The organism is Citrobacter sp. MGH110 (assembly GCF_001037515.1).
Taxonomy (GTDB): Bacteria; Pseudomonadota; Gammaproteobacteria; order Enterobacterales; family Enterobacteriaceae; genus Citrobacter; species Citrobacter portucalensis.
In genome coordinates this window covers 169,969-192,675 of sequence record NZ_KQ089831.1, presented here as the reverse complement: position 1 = coordinate 192,675, position 22,707 = coordinate 169,969, and the positions used below count along the sequence as shown (strand labels likewise).

Sequence of the window (22,707 nt, the reverse complement as noted above, 5' to 3'; positions counted from 1 at the left end):
AGCGTAAGTCGACGCTGCGGACTTCAATCCGCAGCGTTTGAATCAACGCTATCGACAACGATAAAGTCAGGTTGAAGTTGTGTATATCGGCTAAACTTAGGTTTAACAGAATGTGATGCCGTGACTGCTTACACTTAGGTGTTTGTCATCGCTTACTTTTTGGCGTTATATGATGGATAATGCCGGGATACAGAGAGACCCGACTCTTTTAATCTTTCAAGGAGCAAAGAATGCTGATTCTGACTCGTCGAGTTGGTGAGACCCTCATGATAGGCGATGAGGTCACCGTGACAGTTTTAGGGGTGAAGGGCAACCAGGTGCGCATTGGCGTAAACGCCCCGAAAGAAGTTTCTGTCCATCGTGAAGAGATCTACCAGCGTATCCAGGCTGAAAAATCCCAGCAGTCCAGTTACTAAGGTTTTCGCGTCTCACCTTTCTGGTGAGGCGCAACCTGATTGAGTTACTCTTTTTCTTCTCTTTTCTTCTTCGTCTTCCCCATTTTTTCGATTCCACTGCGCGTAATGCCTTTTCCTGCGAAGTTTCCGTTTGTTCACTCCTTCAGGAAATTGCCAATTTATCTGTTGATAAAACACTCTTTTTGCCGTTTTTGCAGACTAATTGCGCGTGAAATGTGCAAACGATAAAAGCTCTGGAAAAATTGTTTGACTTATAAGTCCCAGAAAGTAATATGTGCGCCACGCAGCGACGATGAGCAGAAACAAGTTCTTCGAAGCACTCGCAAGAGGCGTGTTGGTGAGGTGGCCGAGAGGCTGAAGGCGCTCCCCTGCTAAGGGAGTATGCGGTCAAAAGCTGCATCCGGGGTTCGAATCCCCGCCTCACCGCCATTTGCATCCGTAGCTCAGCTGGATAGAGTACTCGGCTACGAACCGAGCGGTCGGAGGTTCGAATCCTCCCGGATGCACCATATTACTTGATAGCGCTTTAGCAGCGACATCAAATCTGCAGTAAAGTAAGTTTCCCTGATGCATCCGTAGCTCAGCTGGATAGAGTACTCGGCTACGAACCGAGCGGTCGGAGGTTCGAATCCTCCCGGATGCACCATCTTCTCCGAGGCAACAGCAAAACTGTTGTTTCATGGTCTGCGAGATAATCGCGAGCACCAGGGAGGATAACGTTGCTTTAGCAACGGCCCGCAGGGCGAGGCGCAGCCGAGTAATCCTCCCGGATGCACCATCTCTTACTTGATATCGCTTATCACGATATCAATATCGGCAGTAAAGCAAGTTTTCCGATGCATCCGTAGCTCAGCTGGATAGAGTACTCGGCTACGAACCGAGCGGTCGGAGGTTCGAATCCTCCCGGATGCACCATATTCTCCGAGATAACAGCGAAACTGTTGTTTCATGGTCTGCGAGATAATCGCGAGCACCAGGGAGGATAACGTTGCTTCAGCAACGGCCCGCAGGGCGAGGCGCAGCCGAGTAATCCTCCCGGATGCACTATCTTCTTCGCAGTATCAGTAGTAATCAGCAATTCCCGATGCATCCGTAGCTCAGCTGGATAGAGTACTCGGCTACGAACCGAGCGGTCGGAGGTTCGAATCCTCCCGGATGCACCATCTTCTCCTGAATAATAGCGAAACTGTTGTTTCACGGTCTGCGAGATAATCGCCAGCACCAGGGAGGATAACGTTGCTTCAGCAACGGCCCGCAGGGCGAACACTAGTGAGTCATCCTCCCGGATGCACCATCTTGTCCCTCCCTCTAAATCATTTCCACATACTCTCTGAACACCCCTCAATTCGCTGTCAGCGACAAAATCAATCAATTACGATAAAATAACGTCTGGTCACTCGGCTTGTGAGAAGACGATGTACGAACGTTATGCGGGTTTGATTTTTGATATGGATGGTACCATCCTGGATACCGAGCCTACGCATCGTAAGGCGTGGCATGAGGTATTGGGGCATTATGGACTACGGTTTGATGAACATGCCATGGTCGCTCTCAATGGTTCCCCAACGTGGCGTATTGCGCAATCGGTAATTGAATTAAACCATGCCGATCTTGATCCTCATGCACTGGCACGTGAAAAAACTGACAAGGTGAGAAGCATGCTGCTGGATAGCGTCCAGCCTTTGCCGTTGGTTGATGTCGTGAAAGCCTGGCATGGTCGTCGTCCTATGTCGGTAGGTACGGGTAGTGAAAGCGCAATTGCAGAAGCGCTGCTCGCTCACCTTGGTCTGCGTCGCTATTTTGATGCTGTAGTCGCAGCCGATCACGTACAACACCATAAACCGGCTCCTGATACGTTTTTGCTTTGTGCCGAACGTATGGGGGTTGTTCCGGCTCGTTGCATCGTGTTTGAAGATGCCGATTTTGGAATACAGGCGGCGCATGCCGCGGGAATGGATGCCGTGGATGTCCGGTTATTGTGAGTGATGGACTGTCGCTCCTGTCACTGTTTGCCAGCAGTTTTCTCAGTGCCACGCTATTACCCGGCAATTCTGAAGTTGTTCTGGTTGCTTTGTTGGTTTCCGGGGTCAGTCATCCCTGGGTCTTAGTCTTAACAGCAACAATGGGTAATAGCCTTGGAGGGTTAACTAACGTTATCCTTGGGCGTTTCTTTCCATTGCGTAAAACATCGCGCTGGCAAGAAAAAGCCACTGGCTGGCTGCGGCGCTATGGCGCTGTCACACTATTATTAAGCTGGATGCCGGTTGTGGGGGATTTGCTGTGCCTGTTAGCCGGGTGGATGCGCATCTCGTGGGGCCCAGTTCTCTTTTTCTTATGCCTTGGCAAGGCGCTGCGCTATGTTGTTGTCGCAGCGGTTACGACACAAGGCATTATGTGGTGGCACTAATTGTGTTGTGGGATAGCCTTCAGGGTAACCAATACCATTATGCTAATTAAAACGATTTTGACAGGCGGGAGGTCAATTTGATCCCGGACGTATCACAGGCGCTGGCCTGGCTGGAAAACCATCCTCAGGCGTTAAAGGGGATTCAACGTGGTCTGGAGCGCGAAACGCTGCGTGTTAATGCAGATGGGTCATTAGCAACGACAGGCCATCCTGAGGTGTTAGGCTCAGCGCTAACGCATAAGTGGATAACCACTGACTTTGCCGAAGCATTGCTGGAGTTCATTACTCCACCCGGTGATGACATTGAGAAAATGCTCACGTTCATGCGCGACTTACATCGTTATACCGCCAGAAACCTTGGCGACGAGCGTATGTGGCCGTTGAGCATGCCTTGCTATATTGCCGAAGGTCAGGATATCGAACTGGCACAGTATGGTACGTCGAATACCGGTCGCCTGAAGACGCTGTACCGTGAAGGCCTCAAAAACCGTTATGGCGCGTTGATGCAGACAATCTCGGGCGTACACTACAATTTCTCGCTGCCTATGGCTTTCTGGCAGGCGAAATGCGGTGTAACCGAAGGTGAGGATGCAAAAGAGAAGATCTCCGCGGGCTACTTCCGTCTGATCCGCAACTACTACCGTTTTGGTTGGGTGATCCCGTATTTGTTTGGTGCTTCTCCGGCCATTTGTTCCTCATTCCTGCAAGGAAAACCGACAACTCTGCCGTTTGAAAAAACCGACTGTGGGATGTATTACCTGCCGTACGCAACGTCGCTGCGTCTGAGTGATTTGGGCTATACCAATAAGTCGCAAAGCAATCTCGGAATTACGTTTAACGATTTGCATGAGTATGTGGCAGGATTAAAGCGCGCGATTAAGACGCCTTCCGAGGAGTACGCGGCGATCGGTCTGGAGAAAGACGGTAAGCGTCTGCAAATCAACAGCAACGTTCTGCAGATTGAAAATGAGCTGTATGCGCCTATTCGCCCGAAACGCGTCACTCGTCGTGGAGAAACGCCATCAGATGCGCTTCTGCGTGGCGGTATCGAGTACATCGAAGTACGCTCGCTGGATATCAACCCGTTCTCGCCTATCGGCGTGGACGAGCAGCAGGTGCGTTTCCTCGATCTGTTTATGGTCTGGTGTGCGCTGGCTGATGCCCCGGAAATGAGCAGCGATGAATTGCTGTGTACGCGTAAAAACTGGAATCGCGTGATTCTCGAAGGGCGTAAGCCTGGGCTGACGTTAGGTATTGGCTGTGAAACAGCCCAGTTCCCGCTGCCGAAGGTTGGGAAAGATTTGTTCCGCGATCTGAAACGCGTGGCACAAACGCTGGACAGCATCGATGGGGGAGAGGAGTATCAGAAGGTCTGTGATGAACTGGTTGCCTGTTTTGACAATCCTGAACTGACTTTCTCTGCCCGGATCCTACGGTCTATGATTGATGAAGGCATTGGCGGCACGGGCAAAGCGTTGGGTGAGGCTTACCGAAATCTGCTGCGTGAAGAGCCGTTAGAAATAGTGCAGGAAGCTGAATTTATTGCTGAAACCGAGGCTTCAAAGCGTCGTCAGCAGGAGATCGAAGCGGCTGATACTGAGCCGTTTAGCGTGTGGCTGGAAAAGCACGCTTGATACAAAAGAAAAAGGCCACTCGGGAGTGGCCAAAATTTCATCTCTGAAAACAGGGATGATGATAACAAATGCGCGTCTTTCATATACTCAGACTCGCCCCGGAACAAAGAGTTCAGATTATTTTTAAAAAATTTATCGGAGGTGGCTAAATGCCGTTGTTAGATAGTTTTACTGTCGATCACACCCGGATGGAAGCTCCCGCGGTCCGGGTTGCAAAAACGATGAACACCCCGCATGGCGACGCAATCACCGTGTTTGATCTGCGTTTCTGCATTCCGAACAAAGAAGTGATGCCTGAGAAAGGTATCCATACGCTGGAACACCTGTTTGCAGGTTTTATGCGTAACCACCTTAACGGTAACGGCGTTGAGATTATCGATATCTCTCCGATGGGATGCCGTACCGGCTTCTACATGAGCCTGATTGGTACGCCGGACGAACAGCGTGTAGCCGACGCGTGGAAAGCGGCAATGGCGGACGTGCTGAAAGTACAGGATCAGAACCAGATCCCGGAGCTGAACGTTTACCAGTGCGGTACGTATCAGATGCACTCTCTTAGCGAAGCACAGGATATCGCGCGTCATATTCTGGAGCGTGATGTACGCGTGAACAGCAATGAAGAGCTGGCGCTACCGAAAGAGAAACTGCAGGAACTGCATATTTAGTCTTATTGGTTAGCTGTTCCAGTATTTAAATTAACCCCGGTTTATGTCCGGGGTTTTTTATTGCTTAATATAATGTGTGTTTATTATATTTGCGGCGAGAATATATTTTAATTTAAATGATGCCTGACCTGTTAAATAATAAAATGTGATCTGGCAAGCAGAAAGCGGTGGATAATTAACGATGCCAGAGTGTATTGATCACATAAACTAAAAAACATAAATAATTAATAGAAAAACATAATGGAATGCGCCAGATATCCGGGTAATAACAAGACTCTTTTAATAGCCGGTAGATAGGGTTTTTATCAAATCTTATCTGGTATACATTAAACTTTAGGGATGAAAATGAAGGCTAAATATTTGGCGCTGATGATCGGTGCTTGCTTTTCTCATAACCTTTGGGCAGCAAATAATATCACTATTGAGCAGCGTCTGGCTGAACTGGAGCAACGTGTTGTTAATGCCGAAAAACGGGCATCCGATGCTGAGGCGCAAATTCGCTCGCTGAAGCAGCAGCAGGTCGCCGCTACGCCGACGGTGAATGTCCAGTCTGCCGAGCCGATTGCAGCAGGTGAAACTCCGCCTAAGATGACATTATCCGGCTTCAGCGATATTAAGTTCTATGGCGATGTCGAATTTAATATGGATGCGGCAAGCCGTTCCGGTAGCCTGACATCGACGAGAACGTCAGCGAATAAAGATTGGGCACCAGGAACCAATGAACGCTGGGATATTAACGGACGCCTGTTGCTGGGTTTTGATGGCTACCAGCGGCGGGACAACGGTAATTTTGCAGGGTTCTCGGTACAGCCTCTGGCGGACCTGACCGGAAAAATGAACCTCGATGATGCCGTTTTCTTCTTTGGTCGTGAGAATGACTGGAAAATTAAGGTTGGTCGTTTTGAAGCCTACGATATGTTCCCGCTGAATCAGGATACGTTTGTTGAATATTCGGGGAATACAGCGAACGATCTCTACAGTGACGGTTACGGCTATATCTATATGATGAAAGAAGGACGGGGACGTAGCGACAGCGGGGGGAACTTCCTGCTGAGCAAAACCATCGACAACTGGTATTTCGAAGTTAACACATTGCTGGAAAATGGCAGTACGTTATATACCGAGAAGCAGTACCACGGAATGGATTTAACCAACGATAAAAACGTGGCTTACGTCCGTCCGGTTATCGCCTGGCAAAATGGGCGTTTTTCAACGGCGATAGCGATGGAAAGTAACGTCGTTAACAACGCCTACGGTTATTACCAAAATGGGACGTGGATCGATCAGTCAGATCGTACGGGCTATGGTTTTACCATGACCTGGAATGGTCAAAAAACGGACCCGGAAGATGGCGCAGTGATTAACCTGAATACCGCCTATGTGGATGCGACCGATGAGACAGATTTTACCGCTGGGGTGAATGCGTTGTGGCATCGATTTGAACTGGGTTATATCTATGCGCATAACAAAATCGAAGCCTTCAATGCTACCAATATCGATGCCGTTTGTGAGGACGATTGCTGGATCACCGATCCCGGCAATTATGACATTCACACTATTCATGCCTCATATTTATTCCCCAATGTGATGGATATGAAAAACTTTAACATCTACCTCGGTGCCTATGCTTCATGGGTAGAGGCCAATCCGAATAATGGTGATAACAGCGAAGATGCGCGTTACGGCGGGCGTCTGAGATTCAAATATTACTTCTGATTGTAGGTCTAATAAAAAAGGGATCCGCAGATCCCTTTTATCAGATAGTTAGTGTGCGCCACCGCCGCCGCCGCCCGCACCGAAGGGCGGTTTGGCGAACCACACCAGGCCAAGCAGGACCAGGAAGATCCCCGCCGACATCCAGAAGATTTCGTTAGCGGATATAATCAGCCCCTGATTGGTGATCTGCTGAGCTATCCAACCTGAAGCCTGCTGGTGCGTCATCCCTAAATCCTGCAGCTTATCGTACATAGCCTGTGCATTTGGGTTGTAGGGGTTAACAGATTCCGTTAGCTGCGCATGATGCAGCGACTCGCGGTTTGTCCACATTGTCGTCGTAATCGATGTGCCAATGGAACCTGCCAGCGTTCGCGTAAAGTTCGACAAGCTGGATGCCGCCGCCAGACGCTCTGGCGGTAAGCCGGACAGCGTAATGGTGGTTAGCGGCATAAAGAAGCAGGCTACCGCGAACCCCTGAATAAACTGCGGCCAGGCCGATGCGCCAAAGTCCATACCCGGCTCGAACGTCCACGCACGCCAGTAGAAACAGACGGCGTACATAATAAAACTGAACGTTACCAGCCGACGCATATCCAGCTTATGCGCGAAGCGGCCGATAATCGGAGACAGGATCACCGGAATCACCCCAACCGGCGCTGACGCCAGACCAGCCCAGGTTGCCGTATAGCCGTATACCTCCTGCAACAGCTGCGGCAGCAGTACGATTGCGCCGAAGTAGAGCATATAGGCCAGGCTGATACACAGGCAGCCGATGGTAAAGTTGCGCGACTTAAACAGCGAGAGATCGACAATGGGGTGCTCGTCGGTAAGCTCCCAGACGATCAGGAAGCTGATAGCAACCACGGCGACCACAGTCAGGATGATTATCTCCTGCGAGGCGAACCAGTCCAGCTCTTTGCCGCGGTCGAGCATAATCTGCAAACTGCCGATACCGATGACCAGCAGTGCCAGACCAATGGCGTCAATGCGCCGCTGCTCGGTTTTGGTTTCCCGACCGCGCAGGGTTTGCAGTGTCATCAATACCACCACAGCCCCGATAGGCACGTTGATAAAAAATATCCAGCCCCAGTGATAGTTGTCGCTGATATAGCCCCCAAGAATAGGACCACATATCGGGGCAACAATCACCGTCATCGACCATAGCGCGAGGGCGATGGAACGCTTGGCGGGTGGATAGTTATTCAGCAATAGGCTCTGTGACAGCGGAATTAATGGACCGGCGACAATACCCTGGATTACGCGGAAGAAAATCAGCATGTTCAGGCTGGTGGACATCCCGCATGCCCATGACGCAATGACGAAGGCGATAGTTGACCACATAAAGAGTCTTACTTCGCCAAAGCGTTTTGCCAGCCAGCCGGTGATCGGAATAGAGATAGCGTTCGCCACCCCGAATGAGGTGATCACCCAGGTCCCCTGGCTCAGTGAAGAGCCGAGGTTCCCGGCGATAGTGGGGATCGCCACGTTAGCAATGGTGGAGTCCAGCACCTGCATGAATGTCGCCAGGGACAGCGCGATCGTCATAATGACGAGCTGCGCGCCTTCCAGCGGTTTTTGCTGTTGCATCACACGCACCTTTGAATTAGCCCGCGTTGGCCCGCACGATCTCTTCGATCATCTTATTGACCGGAGCAAGGTTGATTTCACGTGCATTACTTTCTGATACCGGCGTGGTACGAACCTGGCTTGCCAGAATTTGTCCGTCACGATTTGAGGTATCTACCGTAACCAGCGTAGACAAACCAATACGTAATGGATGCTGTGCCAGTTGCTGCGCATCCAGTTCGATACGTACCGGCAGACGCTGGACGACTTTGATCCAGTTGCCGGTTGCGTTCTGCGCTGGCAGCAGGGAGAAGGCGCTGCCCGTACCCATATCGAGACCGACAACTTTACCGGTATATTTTACGTCATCGCCGTAAATATCGCTGATAACGGTCGCTGGTTGGCCAATACGCATGTGTGCGAGCTGTGTTTCTTTGAAGTTGGCATCTACCCACAGGTTAGTGGCCGGAACAACCGCCATCAGCGGCGTGGTTGGGCTAATTTGCGCACCAGGCTGTACGGCGCGACGGGATACATAACCGGTCATTGGGCTGACAATTCTGGTACGTTCCAGCGCCAGCCAGGCATTGCGCACTTCGGTGGCAGCCTGTTGCACAGCGGGTTGATCTTCCAGCTTGCTACCCAGAATCATCGCCTGGTTAGCATTATATTGTTGGATCGCGACATCAAGCTGGGCCTGAGCGCTGGCGACGGCATCACGAGCGTGTTGCAGCTCTTCACGGCCAATCAGGTTGGCATTGCCCAGCGGAACTCGGCGATTAAAGTCGCTTTGTGCCTGCGCCAGTGCGGTTTTTTGCACTTCAATGCTTGCCTGTAACTGCTTGCTGTTGATCATCAACTGGTGCGTCTGACGCACGCTGGAAGCCAGCGCAGTTTTGGCTTTTTCAAATGCCTGCTTTGCGTCTGTCTGGTCGAGGGTGACCAGCACATCGCCTTGTTTTACAAAGTCAGTGTTATCAGCCCAGACTTTCGTCACGCTGCCCGATACCTGAGCCATGATTTGAACCTGGTTCCCTGCCACGTACGCATCGTCTGTCTCTTCGACATGACGAAGTACTAAAAACCAATAAATCCCATATGCCACGGCAATGATAATAAAGAGCAAGGTCAGAAGGAGCAGCATACTTTTACGTTTGCCATTCTTCTTGACCGGTTGCTGCGGGGTTTGAGTCTCCGCATTTGCGCTCATGTTGTTCTCCACGATCTTATTTTTTTCACATCGGCTGAGCCGACCTGTTTATCAGACAGGCCAGCAGTATGCGTGCTGGCCTGTCGGTTTTTTCATTTATAAATCTGGATTTCTGAGCGAGTCGGCGCGTTAGCGCAGCGCTTCTAACACCGCGCCATCCTGCTCCATCTGATCAAGACGGGTCAGAAGTTTACGGGTAATTTGCTCAAGCTGATCTTTTTCGGTGGTGCTAAGAGACGACCAGAGCTGATGCAGGCAGTTATGCTGAGGCGGTAACACCTCTTGCAAAAATGCATGGCCTTTCTCGGTCAATTGCAGATGCAGACAGCGGCGATCGTTATCGCTTTCGCGACGTTCGATCCAGCCACGTTTTTCTAACTCATCCGCAATGCGGGTAGCGTTAGTGCGTGACGAGCCAAGCGCGCAACTCAGTTCAGAAGGCTGAATACTGTGGTTTTCCTGAGACTCCAGCGTAATCAACGCCATAAACAATGTCTCGTTAATCCCTTGAGCTTTCAGCATCTTATTGCGGTTTTCCAGCAACTTACCCTGCATGTGCATACAGAGGCGAGTCAGAAGCACTTCCTGATAAGGGAACTCTTCGTAGCGGCTGGCGCGAAATTTTAGCATTTGTTCAATGGGCGTAAACGAACTATCCATTTGGGTATAACCTCATTAATTTCAGCCGATATAGTAACGACAGTGACAAATAAAGTAAATGTATTATTTCTTTAAAATGATTGTTTTTATCTATAAGCCAACAAGCATTTTCCAGGCTAATCCATAGCCCAGAGCACTCAGTAACGTTGGAATGATGATGCTGCGGGTCTTATAGAAGCTTGCGCCCAGTATGACAAACCCCACCAGCGTAGGCACGAACCGACGAGCGTCGTGCATAACTTCTGGTGCGGTAGACACCACCAGCAGGGCGCAAATAGATGCAATGCCAATAGTGTCGAGTAGTATGCCCGTCGCGCCGCGCTTCGTCGGGCGAATATTGCCTACCCCAAGACGGAGTGGCAAATAGCGAAAACAGTAATTAACGCAGCCGACCAACAGGCCAAGTAGCAGAACCTCATAGCTCATCAGGACCTCCCTGCCAAAATGACTGGATGAGCGCCGTCAGGCATCCGCAGACAATACCTGCAAGGATAGCGGCAGGTATGGAAAACAGCATGACGCCAGCCAGCGCCCCGGCCAGGGAGGCAGTCACGCAGAGCGCTTGTTTACGTTGGAATGACGCGAGCAGGAAGCTCATAAACAGCGCCGGGAGCATGAATCCCAGTGCCGCTTCAACCGCCGGGTAATCCTTGAGTAAACCACTGCCGGAAAACGCGCCGATCACCGTACCAAACACCCAGGAGGCCCAGGAGCACAGTGCGATGCCGATCATCCAGTTTTCACTCCAGCGCCGATTATCCCGGACCAGTTTTGCCGTTGCGGCGGCAAAGACTTCATCGGTAAGGCCAAAAGCCCACAGTGCACTTTTGGGTTTACTCAGTCGCTGGGCTATTCGACTGCGCAGGGAAGGGCCGTACAAAACATGACGGACATCCATGGCCATGACGGTAAGGGCGGCGACCCACAGCGAACTGCCCGCAGCAAGCATGGTGGTAATGACAAACTGGCTGGCTCCCGCATAGATAATGCAGGAGAAAAAGACGCTTTCAATCGGCGTAAAGCCAAGGCGAGTGGCATTGAGACCAAATGCAAAAGCGACCGGAATATAGCTGATGACTATTGGCAGGCTGTCTTTGAATCCTTCCGTTAACGTTGCCGAACAGGATTCAGACTGGGGTACAGGGCTTTCCATAGGGTTATAGGTTTCATTACCGAAATTAATATAACTTGGCTCAATGAGTTATAACCTTAGCAGACTGATGGGCTCCTTAACACCCTGTGGAGCCCAATCAGCGGTAAACATGCACTATACGCTTAATTTACGGCTTCCTGACGGTGAAAACCTCGCCACCAGACCACCAGGTTGAGTACGGCAACGGTCGTACCCGCCAGACAAACGCCAGCCCAACCAGCATGCTGCCAGGCGGAGGCTGAAATCAGCGAACCTGCCGCTCCGCCAATAAAATAGCTGGTCATGTATCCGGCGGTCAGGCGATTACGCGCATCCGGATGAATGCGATAGATAACCGTCTGGTTGGTGATGTGTACTCCCTGAACGGTGAGGTCCAACACCAGAATACCGATAATCAGCATGGGGACGGAAGCGTGCCCAAGCCAAATAGCAAGCCAGGAGAGCAGCAGTAATAGCAGCCCCATGGTTGTGGTCAGGTGGGATTTACCTTTATCGGCAAAACCGCCCGCCGGACGTGCGCCTAATGCCCCTGCGGCACCCGCCAGACCGAACAGACCAATCATTCCTTCCGAATAGTTAAACGGCGGCGCGGCGAGCAAAAACGCCATCGAGGTCCACAGGATACTGAAATTGGCAAAAGTCAGGCAGCCCAGCATCGCGCGGGTACGCAGCAATTTATCGTGAATAAACAGGCTGAATACCGAGCCTAACAGCTGAGGATAGTTAAGATGAGTATCGGATTTCATCTTCGGCAGGCCGCGCCACAGAGCAACCGCCATCAGCGCCATTAATACTGATGCGACCCAAAATACGGTGCGCCAGCCGCCAAGATTCGCCAGTAATCCCGCCACGGTGCGCGCCAGCAGAATACCCAGCAGCAGGCCGCTCATAATCGTGCCGACAACCTTCCCGCGCTTGTCCGGTGTGGCAAGCGTTGCCGCCAGCGGAACCAAAATCTGTGCCACTACCGAGAACAGTCCGGTCAGGGCAGTACCGAGAATCAGCATACCCAGCGACTGGCTGCTGGCGGTGATCAGCATGCCGCCAGCCGCGAGCAACGTCATGGAGACAATCAGCATCCGACGTTCAAACATATCGCCAAGCGGCACTAAGAACAGCAGGCCGGCAGCGTAGCCGAGTTGGGCCGCAGTGACGATAAACCCTGCGGTACTGGCAGATAGCGAAAAGTTGCGCGCGATGGTGTCGAGCAGCGGCTGCGCATAATAGTTACTGGCGACGGCGAGGCCGGTGGCAATAGACATTAACAGGATCAGCGAAGGGCTAAGTCCCTGAGTAGTTTTCGTCATTGTTTTCAACTGAGTAATGGGTTGCAGAAAACAATCATAACGGAAGTGATTAAATGTTGCTGATTTGTTGAGTGATGGATTGTGCGATTGGGGGAAGGAGGATAGGCCGGATTAGGTGCATCGCGCCACCATCCGGCATTTATGCGGTTACAGGCCTGATGGCGCTACACTCATCAGGCCTGCGAGTGGGTTATTTCTGCACGGCCAGCGCTTCGTTCACCCAGCCGTCAAACTGCTGCTGGTGGGCTTTGATCCAGCCGTCAACGTGACCCTGTACGTCGGCTTCAGACGCTTTCCCGTCGTGCATCATTGCGTTCTGCGCGTTGATATCCGCCAGCGGCAGCTTCATGATGGCAAACAGTTTCGCCGCAGCCGGGTTTTTCTCCGCCCAGGCTTTATTGGCGACAATATGCATAGTGTTCACCGGGAAGCCGTAGTTGGCGCCGTTTGGCAGTTTGGTATCAATATCTTTCTGCTCACCTGGCAGGGAAGAGAACGGCACCTGCAGCCAGACCACATCTTTACCAGGTTTCATTACGTCGCTCACCCAGTACGGTGTCCAGGTGTAGTAAAGAATGGGTTTACCTTCTTTGAAGCGGGTAATGGTGTCGGCCATCATCGCCGCATAGTTACCGTGGCTGACCTCGACGGTTTTTTCCAGATCGAAAGCTTTGTTCTGGTGGTTGATTACTGCTTCACAGCCCCAGCCCGGTGAACAGCCCATCATATCGGCTTTTCCGTCACCGTTGGTGTCAAAGATTTTGGCGATCTTCGGATCTTTTAACTGGGCGATATTGGTGATTTTATACTGCTCAGCGGTTTTCTTGTCGATCAGATAACCCTGTGCGGCACCCGTAACGAATACCCCCTCGCGATAAAACTTTTTGTCTCCGCCCGCAGCGGCGTACATATCATCATGCAGCGGCTGCCAGTTCACGGCGGTAAAAGTTGCATCGCCAGAGGCAATGGAGGTATAGCCGACGTTGTAGTCAACTTCGCTGGTTTTGTTAACGGTGTAACCCAGTTTCTCCAGCGCACGGGCGACTAACTGCGTCTGGAAGGATTCTTCAGAGATAGTGCTCTGGATTGGCTGTACGGTGATGCCTTTGCCCGGCAGGTCGGCAGCGAAAGTGCTGGTGGAGACAAGGGTGGCAAACGCTGTGGCAATAATTACTTTCTGTCGCATCGTTGTTCCTTATTACACTTCATCCTTCAAGCTGCCTCTTTGTTGGCTGCACTCATGCACCCCAGTCACGTACTACTTGTACGCTCCTGGGGATACATTCGTTTGCCGCCGCGATGCAACTTGAATGATTTTGTGTAAGTTAATGAATTGTATGCCCGGTAAGCAATGCGCCACCGGGCAACGGGTGTATTACTTCGTGAAAGGGCGAGTGATAAGCCCAACGGGACCGGTGGTGTACCAGCGACGGTTGCCACGACTACGCGAGTCGCGACCGACGGCCTGCGTCAGGCGGTCGAGAATGATAGCGAGGATCACAATCCCAACCCCGCCGACGGTGGCAAGCCCCATATCCAGACGACCGATTCCGCGCAGAACCATCTGGCCCAGTCCGCCGACGGCAATCATCGACGCGATGACGACCATTGAGAGCGCCAGCATCAGCGTCTGGTTAACCCCGGCCATAATGGTGGGCATTGCCAGCGGGAGCTGCACTTTAAACAGCATCTGACGCGGGCTGGCACCAAACGAGCGCGAAGCTTCAATCAGATCGGCTGGCACCTGGTTAATCCCCAGAATAGTCAGACGCACGATTGGCGGCAGGGCGAAGATAATCGTCACCACTACGCCCGGGACGTTACCAATACCAAACAGCATGACAATCGGCACCAGATAGACAAACGCGGGCGTGGTTTGCATGGCGTCCAGCAGCGGGCGAACAATTTTTGCTGCTCGTGGACTGCGCGCCAACCAGATCCCCATCGGCAGACCGATCACCACGCAGAACAACAACGCGGTCAACACCAGCGCCAGGGTTATCATGGCCTGCGACCACGCGCCGATGGCACCGATAGCAATCAAGGAAATCAGCGTCGCAACGCCCATCCCCACGCCGGAAATCTGCCAGGCAATCAGCGCGAACAGGATAATCGCCACGGGCGCTGGCATACCCAACAGCAGCTGTTGAAAGCCGTTGAGAATGTAATCCACCGGGACACGAATGCCCTGGAAGACCGGACGGAAATGGGTAACGACCCAGTCGATCCCCTCTGTGACCCAACTGTCAAGCGGGATCAGCGTTTTATGGAACGGATCCATAATATTGAAATGCTCTGGTGCCGGCGCGGGTGCGCTGGTCAGCCAGTCCGCGCCACCACCGTCAGTGGGTGCGCCTGATGGCGTACTCCAGGCATCAGCATTTTGTGCGGCACTGTCGGCCGCTGGTGTGGTGTCCCACGGATTAGTTTGATCAGCCATTGTTTACCCCCTCACGATCTAAAGCCTGTAACAGCATGCGTTTTGAAATGACGCCCACATACTGCTGTTCCTCATCTACAACCGGCACCGCGCACGGGGCCTGACCGACATGAGAAAGCAACTCGCTGAGAGGGGTTTGTGCATCTACGGCTGACGGCTCATCGATCAATGCCGCTTCAATACCTTGCGCCTGACTTAACGCTGTTTTTAATGAGTCGATAGAGACAACGCCAACGAATTTATTGCCGCGTTCGATCACGTAACCATATTCGCGATCTTTGTCCTGCAATAATTGCAGCGCAGAACGTGGACCCACCCCGGGGTTTTTACGAATCAAACCTTCGGGACTACGGCGTGAAATATCTTTCGCGCTAAAGACCTGGCTAATATCGACGCCACGGAAGAAGGTGCGCACATAATCATTGGCCGGATTATTCAGGATTTCATCTGGCGTGCCGACCTGGACCACTTCACCGTTTTGCATAATGGCAATTCTGTCGCCAATGCGCATGGCTTCGTCGAGGTCATGCGATATAAAGACCACGGTACGTTGATGCTTCGCCTGTAGTTTTACCAGTTCATCCTGCATCTCAGTACGAATTAATGGATCGAGGGCTGAGAAGGCCTCATCCATTAATAAGATGTCAGGGTTAATGGCTAATGCGCGGGCGAGGCCCACACGCTGGCGCATCCCCCCGGAAAGTTCATCCGGGTAGCCGTGAGCATAATTCTCCAGACCAACCTGGCGCAGCGCATCTAACGCTTTTTCACGACGTTCATCCGCACCTACGCCGGCTAATTCCATGCCGAATGCCGTATTGTCGAGAACCGTCATGTGCGGCATCAGGGCAAAGGACTGGAACACCATCGCAATCTTTTTTCTGCGCACCTCGCGAAGCTCAGCATCGGATATCCGGGCGATGTCTACGCCGTCAATCAATACCTGTCCGCGGGTGGGTTCAATCAGGCGATTGAGAAGGCGTACCATTGTGGATTTACCCGAACCGGATAATCCCATGATGACAAATATCTCGCCTTCTTCAATGGCCAGACTGGCGTTCTTAACGCCAAGCGATAGCCCCGTTTTATCCAGAATCTGCTCTTTTGAAAGTCCTTTTTCAATATATTTGAAGGCTCTCTGGGGATGCTCTCCAAATATCTTATAGAGATTTTTAACTTCTAATTTAATTGCCATGCAATAGAATGATTCCTGTTATTTGTTTATATCGATATATTACCTGATGGAAATAGTGACCTTTTTCTACCCTAACATACTGAGAATCTGAGACAACCCTGAATTTGGTTGTGGCATGAATATTGCCAAAGGCCAAGTGGCGGGACTTCCCGTGATATAAGGGCTGAGCGCGAATATGAACGGGTTAATATTTTTTGTAAATGGCAATGAAAAATCGCCTGAATTGCTGGAATGCAGGCGAATAATGCGGCTGATATTGAGTGTAGATCACACAATTATATTTGCACGACAAAAGTGTGATCCTGTTAAAATATTTCCGCGAAAAATGTACGGTATTTCCCGTGAAAATGAGTGCTAGAAATTCCAGTCGTCATCTTCGGTTTCGACCGCTTTTCCCATCACATAGGATGAGCCGGAACCCGAGAAGAAATCGTGGTTTTCATCAGCGTTGGGCGACAGCGCGGCAAGGATTGCCGGGTTAACCTCCGCCATTTCAGGCGGGAATAGCGCCTCATATCCCAAATTCATTAATGCCTTATTGGCGTTGTAACAAAGGAAGGCTTTGACGTCATCCACCCAGCCGGTTTCTGCATACAACTCTTCCGTATAACGCGTTTCGTTATCATACAATTCCATCAGTAGCTCAAAGGCAAAATTCTTTAACTCCTCGCGTGCAGATTCGGAAATATGCTCCAGACCTTTTTGATATTTATAACCAATGTAATACCCATGAACCGCTTCATCACGAATGATCAGACGAATGAGATCGGCGGTATTGGTCAATTTGCCGCGGCTGGAAAAATACATTGGCAACCAGAAGCCAGAATAGAACAGGAAGGATTCCAGAAACACGCTGGCTATTTTTTTCTTCAGCGGTTCGTCGCTGGCGTAATGTGTCAAAACGATCTGCGCTTTGCGCTGGAGTGGGGTATTTTCTTCACTCCAGGCGTAGGCTGCATCCACGTCTTTGGTCTGGCAAAGGGTGGAGAATATTGAGCTGTATGAACGGGCGTGCACCGCCTCCATAAAGCTGATATTCGACAGCACCGCCTCTTCATGCGGCGTTAACGAATCAGCCATTAACGCTGGTGCTCCGGCAACATTCTGAATGGTGTCGAGCAGCGTCAGCCCGGTAAAAACGCGGATGGTTAACTGCTGTTCGGCGGCGTTCAACGTTTGCCAGGCCGGAATGTCATTGGAGAGCGGGACCTTTTCCGGGAGCCAGAAGTTACTGGTCAGACGGTTCCATACCTCAAGATCTTTATCATCCTCAATCTTGTTCCAGTTGATGGCGCTCACGCGGGATAATGTCATTTTCTCCTCCTTACAGCGCGCATGACACGCAGCCTTCTATTTCGGTGCCTTCCAGCGCCAGCTGGCGTAGTCGGATGTAGTACAGGGATTTGATGCCCTTACGCCAGGCGTAAATCTGCGCTTTATTGATATCGCGCGTGGTGGCGGTATCGGGGAAAAAGAGCGTCAGTGAAAGCCCCTGATCGACATGGCGCGTTGCTTCAGCATAGGTATCAATGATTTTTTGTGGGCCGATCTCATAGGCATCCTGATACAAGGCCAAATTCTCATTGGTCATAAACGGGGCAGGGTAGTAAACGCGCCCGGTTTTGCCCTCTTTGCGAATCTCCACTTTCGACACGATCGGGTGAATGCTTGACGTGGCATGATTGATGTAAGAGATAGAACCGGTGGGTGGAACCGCCTGTAAATTCTGGTTATAAATGCCGTAGCGCATCACATCTTCACGCAGCTGTGACCACATCTCGCGCGTCGGCAGCGTAATGCCGCTGGCGGCAAACAGCGTGCGAACCTTGGCGGTTTTTGGTTGCCAGTCGCCCTGCAGATACTGGTTAAAATACTCGCCGCTGGCGTAGCGCGACTGTTTGAATCCGGCAAAGGTTTGACCGCGCTCGCGGGCGATCTTCATTGACGTATTCAGCGCATGCCAGGTGATGGTATAGAAATAGAGATTGGTGAAATCCAGCCCTTCCGGCGAACCGTAGGCGATCCCTTCCCGCGCCAGATACCCGTGCAGATTCATCTGCCCAAGACCAATCGCGTGCGACGCGCTGTTTCCGGCCTCAATCGAGGGCACGCTGCGGATATGGCTCATGTCCGAAACGGCGGTTAAGCCACGAATCGCCGTTTCCACGGTACGACCAAAGTCGGGTGAATCCATGGTATGGGCAATGTTTAACGAGCCGAGATTGCAGGAAATATCGTGCCCGGTCTGCGCGTAATTGAGATTTTCATCGTAGGTGGAGACACTGTTAACCTGCAAAATCTCCGAGCACAGGTTGCTCATATTGATCCGACCTGCAATCGGATTGGCGCGATTCACCGTATCTTCAAACATGATGTAAGGATAGCCAGACTCAAACTGGATCTCGGCCAGCCGCTGGAAGAAATCGCGGGCGTTAATGAATTTTTTGCGCACACGTTCGTCGGCAACCAGTTCGTCATACCGCTCACTCACGTCGATATCACCGAAAGGTTTGCCGTAAATCCGTTCCACGTCATACGGTGAGAACAGCGCCATTCGGGCATTTTCTTTCGCCAGTTGAAAGGTAACATCCGGGATCACCACGCCAAGCGAGAGCGTTTTGATACGGATTTTCTCGTCGGCGTTTTCGCGCTTGGTATCGAGAAAACGTAAAATATCCGGATGGTGTGCGTGCAGATACACCGCCCCCGCACCCTGACGTGCCCCGAGTTGATTCGCATAAGAAAACGCATCTTCCAGCATTTTCATTACTGGGATCACCCCAGATGACTGGTTCTCAATACGCTTAATGGGCGCACCTGCCTCGCGCAGGTTGGAGAGTAAAAATGCCACGCCGCCGCCGCGTTTGGAGAGCTGAAGTGCGGAGTTGACCGCCCGACCAATAGACTCCATGTTGTCTTCAATACGCAACAGGAAGCAGGAGACCAGCTCACCGCGTTGCTGTTTGCCGCAGTTTAAAAAGGTTGGTGTGGCGGGCTGAAAGCGCCCGGAGAGCATTTCATCGGTCAGCTGCATCGCGAGCGTTTCATCGCCCTGCGCCAGCGTGAGCGCCACCATCGTGACCCGATCCTCAAAGTCTTCGAGATAGCGCTTACCGTCGAACGTTTTCAGCGTATAGCTGGTGTAGAACTTCCATGCGCCGAGGAACGTCTGGAAACGGAATCCGCTGGCGTGGGCGTGATCGAATAGCTTCAGCACGAACGCGCGATCGTAGCGGGCTAACACGCTGGCATCGTAATAGCCTTCATCCACCAACGTTTCCAGGCGCTCCTGCTGGCTGGCAAACGCCACCGAGTTTGGGCGGACGTGGGCGGCAAAGTAGGCCTCCACGGCCTGATGGTCTTTGTCGAACTGAATGCGCCCGGCTTTATCGTACAGATTCAGCATGGCGTTCAGGGCGTGATAATCCAGCGTTGGCTGCATTACACGTTCTGCGGTTGTCGTTGCCAAAATTCGCTCACTCCTTTTCGAACGTTGTCGATATCGCTTTGGGTGCCCATCAGCTCAAAGCGATAGAGCCACGGCACGCCGCATTTTTGTGAGATGACATCACCCGCGCGACCGTAGGCGTCACCGAAATTACGATTGCCGGAGGCGATCACCCCACGGATTAACGCCCGGTTGTGCGTATCGTTTAAAAAGCGGATCACCTGTCTTGGGACCGCGCCAGCAGTGCCGCCGCCGCCGTAGGACGGCACGATTAATATGTAAGGTTCGTCTACCCGGATCCGCTCGCGTTCGTTAAGCGGAATGCGGATGGCTGGCAGCCCCAGACGCTGCATAAAGCGGTGCGTATTTTCGGAGCTGCTGGAGAAGTAGACGAGCTGACTCATGCGCTGGCCACACGGTGTTCCGGATGCAGACGGTTGATCATGTCCGGGCGAAATCCTGACCAACTGGTTTCACCCGCGACCACGACCGGTAGCTGGCGAAACCCTTGATCGCGCAGGCTATCAGCCAAATCGGGCTGTAAATCGACGTTTACCATCTCAAAGTCAAAACCACGGCTTTCCATTGCCCGTTTGGTGGCGTGGCACTGAACACAGTTATTGCGAGTGTAAATAATAATACGCATGATTCGTATTTCCATTTAAAAATAAAGGATCGGCGCGATAAAGGGCGTCGGGTTGTGTGTGTCCTGATAGGAGAGATACTAGATGTAGTTTTAAAAAGATTCAACCATACAAGATATGGGAATTTTAGATTGATGATGAGCGGGGTGATGAGCGTGGCGGGGGAAGGCTAACGGGTGGTTATAAATTGCCCGATGGCGCTAAGCTTATCGGGCCTACGGGCAACAGGAGAGCACAACGTAGGCCGGATAAGGCATTTATGCCGCCATCCGGCAGCGCAAAATCACATGCGCATCCCCACCGCCAGGCGGTTGAAGCAGTTCATCAGGCTAATGGCAAATGTCAGGTCGCTAATTTCTTTCGCGCTGAAATGGTCGAGCAGCGGCAGATAAACGTCATCTTCGGCGTGAGTAGTGGCAATCTGGGTGACCGATTCGGCCCACGCCAGCGCCGCACGTTCCTGCTCGCTGAAGTGGTGACTCACCCGCCAGCCTGCCAGTGCGTCCAGTTTGGCCTGAGCAACACCGGATTTGCGCAGTGCTTTACTGTGCATTTCCAGACAAAAGGCGCAGCCGTTGATTTGCGAGACCCGCAGGTAAATCAGCTCCGTCAACGTAGGTTCCAGCGCGCAGTTTTCCAGCGCTTGGCTTGCCTGAACCAGAGCGTTATAGATTTCAGGACTGAGTTCGTAATAGGGCTGGCGTAACATTGTCATGGTATTTCTCCTCGTTTGGATGACCCGCAATGTAGCACTATAATGGACTGCAACAGAGAGCCATATTGTTGCCAAAAAAGCAGACCATAAATGCCACGTTATCAGCAAATCGCCCGTCAGTTAAAAAACGCAATTGAGAAAGGCGAACTCAAGCCCGGTACCAGATTGCCCTCCAGCCGGACCTGGGCCCAGGAGCTGGGAGTATCACGCTCAACGGTGGAAAATGCCTATGCAGAGCTGGTGGCGCAGGGCTGGCTCGCGCGGCGTGGACAGGCAGGAACGTTTGTCAGTGAGCAACTGCGACCAGAAAGGGCGCCTGCATCGCCTGCCATCTTCGCCGGAGAAAATCCCAGACCGCAACTATTTCAGATGGGATTACCCGCACTCGATCTTTTTCCGCGTGAAGTCTGGGCACGGGTGATGGGACGGCGTTTACGCACCCAAACGCGTTTTGATCTGGCGGTGGGTGATGTATGTGGCGAACGGGTGTTACGCCAGGCAATTGTTGATTATCTGCGCGTTTCACGCAGCATTGAATGCCAGCCAGAGCAGATTTTTATCACTTCAGGCTATGCGGCATCAATGACGTTAATCCTGCGCGCTCTGGCGCATCCCGGTGAGGGAATGTGGGTCGAAGATCCCGGTTTTCCGCTGATCCGGCCCGTGGTGTCTCAGGAACGCATTGAGTTGATGCCGGTAGCGGTGGATGCCGATGGTCTGGATGTCAGCGCCGGGATCCGCGACTACCCGCAGGCGCGTTTTGTACTGCTCACTCCCGCACATCAAAGCCCTCTGGGGGTAGCACTGTCTTTGGACCGTCGCCACCAGTTGCTGGAGTGGGCGACTCGCGCGCAGGCGTGGGTAATCGAAGATGACTATGACAGTGAATTTCGTTACCACGGTAAGCCGTTGCCGCCGCTAAAAAGTCTGGATGCGCCTCAGCGGGTGATTTATGCCGGAACGTTCAGCAAATCGATGTTTCCGGCTTTGCGTACGGCATGTCTGGTGGTGCCTCTGACCCAGGTTGAACGCTTTCGCCAGCAAGCGGCGCTAACGGCCTGTAGCGTCCCGGTTCTATGGCAGCAAACGCTGGCGGATTTTATGCGAGACGGCCACTTCTGGCGACACTTAAAACGTATGCGACAGCATTATGCCGAACGACGACAATGGATGGAAAACGCCCTGACCGAACAAGGATTTAGCGTCATTCCTCAGGAAGGTGGGATTCAACTGGTGATGAGTGTAGACGGAGATGATATTGCGCTGGTGCGCAAAGCGAATCAGGCCGGGTTAGCGGTTCAGGCGCTAAGCCGCTGGCGAATAACGTCAGAAGGAAAGGGGGGAATATTGCTGTCATTTACCAATATCAGCTCGGCGGAAATGGCGCAACAGGCGGCCTACCAACTGCGGTTGGCGCTGACATAAATCTGTACGGTTCTTAAGATATTCGTCTCATCGTGTTCACTCGTTTATGGACTTTTCTGAAAGCGTTGCTAATGCTGAATCAGGTAAGGTAAGCCCGCAGTAAAAG

The 22,707-nt window shown here is 52.0% G+C and carries 21 protein-coding genes and 5 tRNA genes; 12 read left to right on the top strand and 14 right to left on the bottom strand.

Features of this window, described 5'->3' with window-relative positions; genetic code table 11:
- Positions 1–230 precede the first annotated feature (230 nt).
- From csrA to SK38_RS17055, 11 genes are all read left to right on the top strand, one after another.
- Positions 231–416, top strand: coding sequence for a carbon storage regulator CsrA (gene csrA / locus SK38_RS17105; RefSeq protein ID WP_000906486.1), 186 nt, complete (start codon positions 231–233; stop codon positions 414–416).
- Positions 417–752: 336 nt separating this feature from the next.
- A tRNA-Ser gene (locus tag SK38_RS17100) sits at positions 753–845 on the top strand.
- 3 nt (positions 846–848) lie between these two features.
- Positions 849–925, top strand: a tRNA-Arg gene (locus SK38_RS17095).
- Between the two features lie 60 nt (positions 926–985).
- Positions 986–1,062, top strand: a tRNA-Arg gene (locus tag SK38_RS17090).
- A 192-nt stretch (positions 1,063–1,254) separates the two neighbouring features.
- Positions 1,255–1,331 (top strand) — tRNA-Arg (locus tag SK38_RS17085).
- Between the two features lie 171 nt (positions 1,332–1,502).
- Positions 1,503–1,579: transfer RNA gene (locus tag SK38_RS17080), tRNA-Arg, on the top strand.
- 252 nt (positions 1,580–1,831) lie between these two features.
- The gene (gene yqaB, locus SK38_RS17075) at positions 1,832–2,398 is read left to right on the top strand and encodes a fructose-1-phosphate/6-phosphogluconate phosphatase (RefSeq protein ID WP_048236634.1); all 567 of its coding nucleotides are present in this window, start codon (positions 1,832–1,834) and stop codon (positions 2,396–2,398) included.
- On the top strand, positions 2,395–2,823 hold the full coding sequence (locus SK38_RS17070; protein WP_003825961.1) for a YqaA family protein: 429 nt from the start codon (positions 2,395–2,397) through the stop codon (positions 2,821–2,823). The genes yqaB and SK38_RS17070 overlap by 4 nt, the downstream gene beginning before the upstream one ends.
- Before the next feature lie 77 nt (positions 2,824–2,900).
- Positions 2,901–4,457 carry a glutamate--cysteine ligase gene (gshA, locus tag SK38_RS17065; RefSeq protein ID WP_032944711.1) on the top strand — a complete coding sequence of 519 codons (1,557 nt, stop codon included), beginning with the start codon at positions 2,901–2,903 and terminating at the stop codon, positions 4,455–4,457.
- A 149-nt stretch (positions 4,458–4,606) separates the two neighbouring features.
- A complete protein-coding gene (gene luxS / locus SK38_RS17060) occupies positions 4,607–5,122 on the top strand; it encodes an S-ribosylhomocysteine lyase (protein WP_003037312.1) in 516 nt (171 codons plus the stop codon).
- Positions 5,123–5,467: 345 nt separating this feature from the next.
- On the top strand, positions 5,468–6,838 hold the full coding sequence (locus SK38_RS17055) for a carbohydrate porin (RefSeq protein WP_048236891.1): 1,371 nt from the start codon (positions 5,468–5,470) through the stop codon (positions 6,836–6,838).
- A gap of 48 nt (positions 6,839–6,886) precedes the next feature.
- Here SK38_RS17055 and emrB read toward each other — a convergent pair whose 3' ends face one another.
- From emrB to SK38_RS16985, 14 genes are all read right to left on the bottom strand, one after another.
- On the bottom strand, positions 6,887–8,425 hold the full coding sequence (gene emrB / locus SK38_RS17050; RefSeq protein ID WP_003825966.1) for a multidrug efflux MFS transporter permease subunit EmrB: 1,539 nt from the start codon (positions 8,423–8,425) through the stop codon (positions 6,887–6,889).
- Positions 8,426–8,441: 16 nt separating this feature from the next.
- A complete protein-coding gene (emrA, locus tag SK38_RS17045) occupies positions 8,442–9,614 on the bottom strand; it encodes a multidrug efflux MFS transporter periplasmic adaptor subunit EmrA (RefSeq protein ID WP_003825968.1) in 1,173 nt (390 codons plus the stop codon).
- 129 nt (positions 9,615–9,743) lie between these two features.
- The gene (emrR, locus tag SK38_RS17040; protein WP_003037300.1) at positions 9,744–10,274 is read right to left on the bottom strand and encodes a multidrug efflux transporter EmrAB transcriptional repressor EmrR; all 531 of its coding nucleotides are present in this window, start codon (positions 10,272–10,274) and stop codon (positions 9,744–9,746) included.
- 90 nt (positions 10,275–10,364) lie between these two features.
- Positions 10,365–10,700, bottom strand: coding sequence for an L-valine transporter subunit YgaH (gene ygaH / locus SK38_RS17035; RefSeq protein WP_048236633.1), 336 nt, complete (start codon positions 10,698–10,700; stop codon positions 10,365–10,367).
- Positions 10,690–11,427: an AzlC family ABC transporter permease gene (locus SK38_RS17030; protein ID WP_048236632.1), complete on the bottom strand. Its 738-nt coding sequence runs from the start codon at positions 11,425–11,427 to the stop codon at positions 10,690–10,692. Before SK38_RS17030 ends, ygaH begins: the two co-directional genes overlap by 11 nt.
- A 122-nt stretch (positions 11,428–11,549) precedes the next feature.
- Positions 11,550–12,734: an MFS transporter gene (locus SK38_RS17025; protein WP_032944707.1), complete on the bottom strand. Its 1,185-nt coding sequence runs from the start codon at positions 12,732–12,734 to the stop codon at positions 11,550–11,552.
- A 190-nt stretch (positions 12,735–12,924) separates the two neighbouring features.
- Positions 12,925–13,920 (bottom strand): glycine betaine/L-proline ABC transporter substrate-binding protein ProX, encoded by a 996-nt coding sequence (proX, locus tag SK38_RS17020; RefSeq protein ID WP_048236630.1) that lies wholly within the window; start codon positions 13,918–13,920, stop codon positions 12,925–12,927.
- 189 nt (positions 13,921–14,109) lie between these two features.
- Positions 14,110–15,174 (bottom strand): glycine betaine/L-proline ABC transporter permease ProW, encoded by a 1,065-nt coding sequence (proW, locus tag SK38_RS17015; RefSeq protein ID WP_032944705.1) that lies wholly within the window; start codon positions 15,172–15,174, stop codon positions 14,110–14,112.
- A complete protein-coding gene (proV, locus tag SK38_RS17010; protein WP_048236629.1) occupies positions 15,167–16,369 on the bottom strand; it encodes a glycine betaine/L-proline ABC transporter ATP-binding protein ProV in 1,203 nt (400 codons plus the stop codon). The genes proW and proV overlap by 8 nt, the downstream gene beginning before the upstream one ends.
- 354 nt (positions 16,370–16,723) lie before the next feature.
- The gene (gene nrdF / locus SK38_RS17005; RefSeq protein ID WP_048236628.1) at positions 16,724–17,683 is read right to left on the bottom strand and encodes a class 1b ribonucleoside-diphosphate reductase subunit beta; all 960 of its coding nucleotides are present in this window, start codon (positions 17,681–17,683) and stop codon (positions 16,724–16,726) included.
- A gap of 10 nt (positions 17,684–17,693) precedes the next feature.
- The gene (gene nrdE, locus SK38_RS17000) at positions 17,694–19,838 is read right to left on the bottom strand and encodes a class 1b ribonucleoside-diphosphate reductase subunit alpha (protein ID WP_048236626.1); all 2,145 of its coding nucleotides are present in this window, start codon (positions 19,836–19,838) and stop codon (positions 17,694–17,696) included.
- The gene (nrdI, locus tag SK38_RS16995; protein WP_003825987.1) at positions 19,811–20,221 is read right to left on the bottom strand and encodes a class Ib ribonucleoside-diphosphate reductase assembly flavoprotein NrdI; all 411 of its coding nucleotides are present in this window, start codon (positions 20,219–20,221) and stop codon (positions 19,811–19,813) included. The genes nrdE and nrdI overlap by 28 nt, the downstream gene beginning before the upstream one ends.
- The gene (nrdH, locus tag SK38_RS16990) at positions 20,218–20,463 is read right to left on the bottom strand and encodes a glutaredoxin-like protein NrdH (RefSeq protein WP_048236625.1); all 246 of its coding nucleotides are present in this window, start codon (positions 20,461–20,463) and stop codon (positions 20,218–20,220) included. The genes nrdI and nrdH overlap by 4 nt, the downstream gene beginning before the upstream one ends.
- Positions 20,464–20,744: 281 nt before the next feature.
- Positions 20,745–21,176 (bottom strand): carboxymuconolactone decarboxylase family protein, encoded by a 432-nt coding sequence (locus SK38_RS16985; protein ID WP_003825991.1) that lies wholly within the window; start codon positions 21,174–21,176, stop codon positions 20,745–20,747.
- Between the two features lie 90 nt (positions 21,177–21,266).
- Between SK38_RS16985 and pdxR the strand changes: the two genes are divergently transcribed.
- Positions 21,267–22,601, top strand: a complete 1,335-nt coding sequence (gene pdxR, locus SK38_RS16980; RefSeq protein ID WP_048236624.1) for a MocR-like pyridoxine biosynthesis transcription factor PdxR — start codon at positions 21,267–21,269, stop codon at positions 22,599–22,601.
- The last annotated feature ends 106 nt before the right edge of the window (positions 22,602–22,707 follow it).

Bases quoted from the DNA above. Each gene is read 5' to 3' on its own strand.
- csrA (WP_000906486.1), top strand. From the start codon at position 231: ATGCTGATTCTGACTCGTCGAGTTGGTGAGACCCTCATGATAGGCGAT.
- yqaB (WP_048236634.1), top strand. From the start codon at position 1,832: ATGTACGAACGTTATGCGGGTTTGATTTTTGATATGGATGGTACCATC.
- luxS (WP_003037312.1), top strand. From the start codon at position 4,607: ATGCCGTTGTTAGATAGTTTTACTGTCGATCACACCCGGATGGAAGCT.
- SK38_RS17055 (WP_048236891.1), top strand. From the start codon at position 5,468: ATGAAGGCTAAATATTTGGCGCTGATGATCGGTGCTTGCTTTTCTCAT.
- emrB (WP_003825966.1), bottom strand. From the start codon at position 8,425: ATGCAACAGCAAAAACCGCTGGAAGGCGCGCAGCTCGTCATTATGACG.
- emrA (WP_003825968.1), bottom strand. From the start codon at position 9,614: ATGAGCGCAAATGCGGAGACTCAAACCCCGCAGCAACCGGTCAAGAAG.
- emrR (WP_003037300.1), bottom strand. From the start codon at position 10,274: ATGGATAGTTCGTTTACGCCCATTGAACAAATGCTAAAATTTCGCGCC.
- ygaH (WP_048236633.1), bottom strand. From the start codon at position 10,700: ATGAGCTATGAGGTTCTGCTACTTGGCCTGTTGGTCGGCTGCGTTAAT.
- SK38_RS17030 (WP_048236632.1), bottom strand. From the start codon at position 11,427: ATGGAAAGCCCTGTACCCCAGTCTGAATCCTGTTCGGCAACGTTAACG.
- SK38_RS17025 (WP_032944707.1), bottom strand. From the start codon at position 12,734: ATGACGAAAACTACTCAGGGACTTAGCCCTTCGCTGATCCTGTTAATG.
- proX (WP_048236630.1), bottom strand. From the start codon at position 13,920: ATGCGACAGAAAGTAATTATTGCCACAGCGTTTGCCACCCTTGTCTCC.
- proW (WP_032944705.1), bottom strand. From the start codon at position 15,174: ATGGCTGATCAAACTAATCCGTGGGACACCACACCAGCGGCCGACAGT.
- proV (WP_048236629.1), bottom strand. From the start codon at position 16,369: ATGGCAATTAAATTAGAAGTTAAAAATCTCTATAAGATATTTGGAGAG.
- nrdF (WP_048236628.1), bottom strand. From the start codon at position 17,683: ATGACATTATCCCGCGTGAGCGCCATCAACTGGAACAAGATTGAGGAT.
- nrdI (WP_003825987.1), bottom strand. From the start codon at position 20,221: ATGAGTCAGCTCGTCTACTTCTCCAGCAGCTCCGAAAATACGCACCGC.
- nrdH (WP_048236625.1), bottom strand. From the start codon at position 20,463: ATGCGTATTATTATTTACACTCGCAATAACTGTGTTCAGTGCCACGCC.
- SK38_RS16985 (WP_003825991.1), bottom strand. From the start codon at position 21,176: ATGACAATGTTACGCCAGCCCTATTACGAACTCAGTCCTGAAATCTAT.
- pdxR (WP_048236624.1), top strand. From the start codon at position 21,267: ATGCCACGTTATCAGCAAATCGCCCGTCAGTTAAAAAACGCAATTGAG.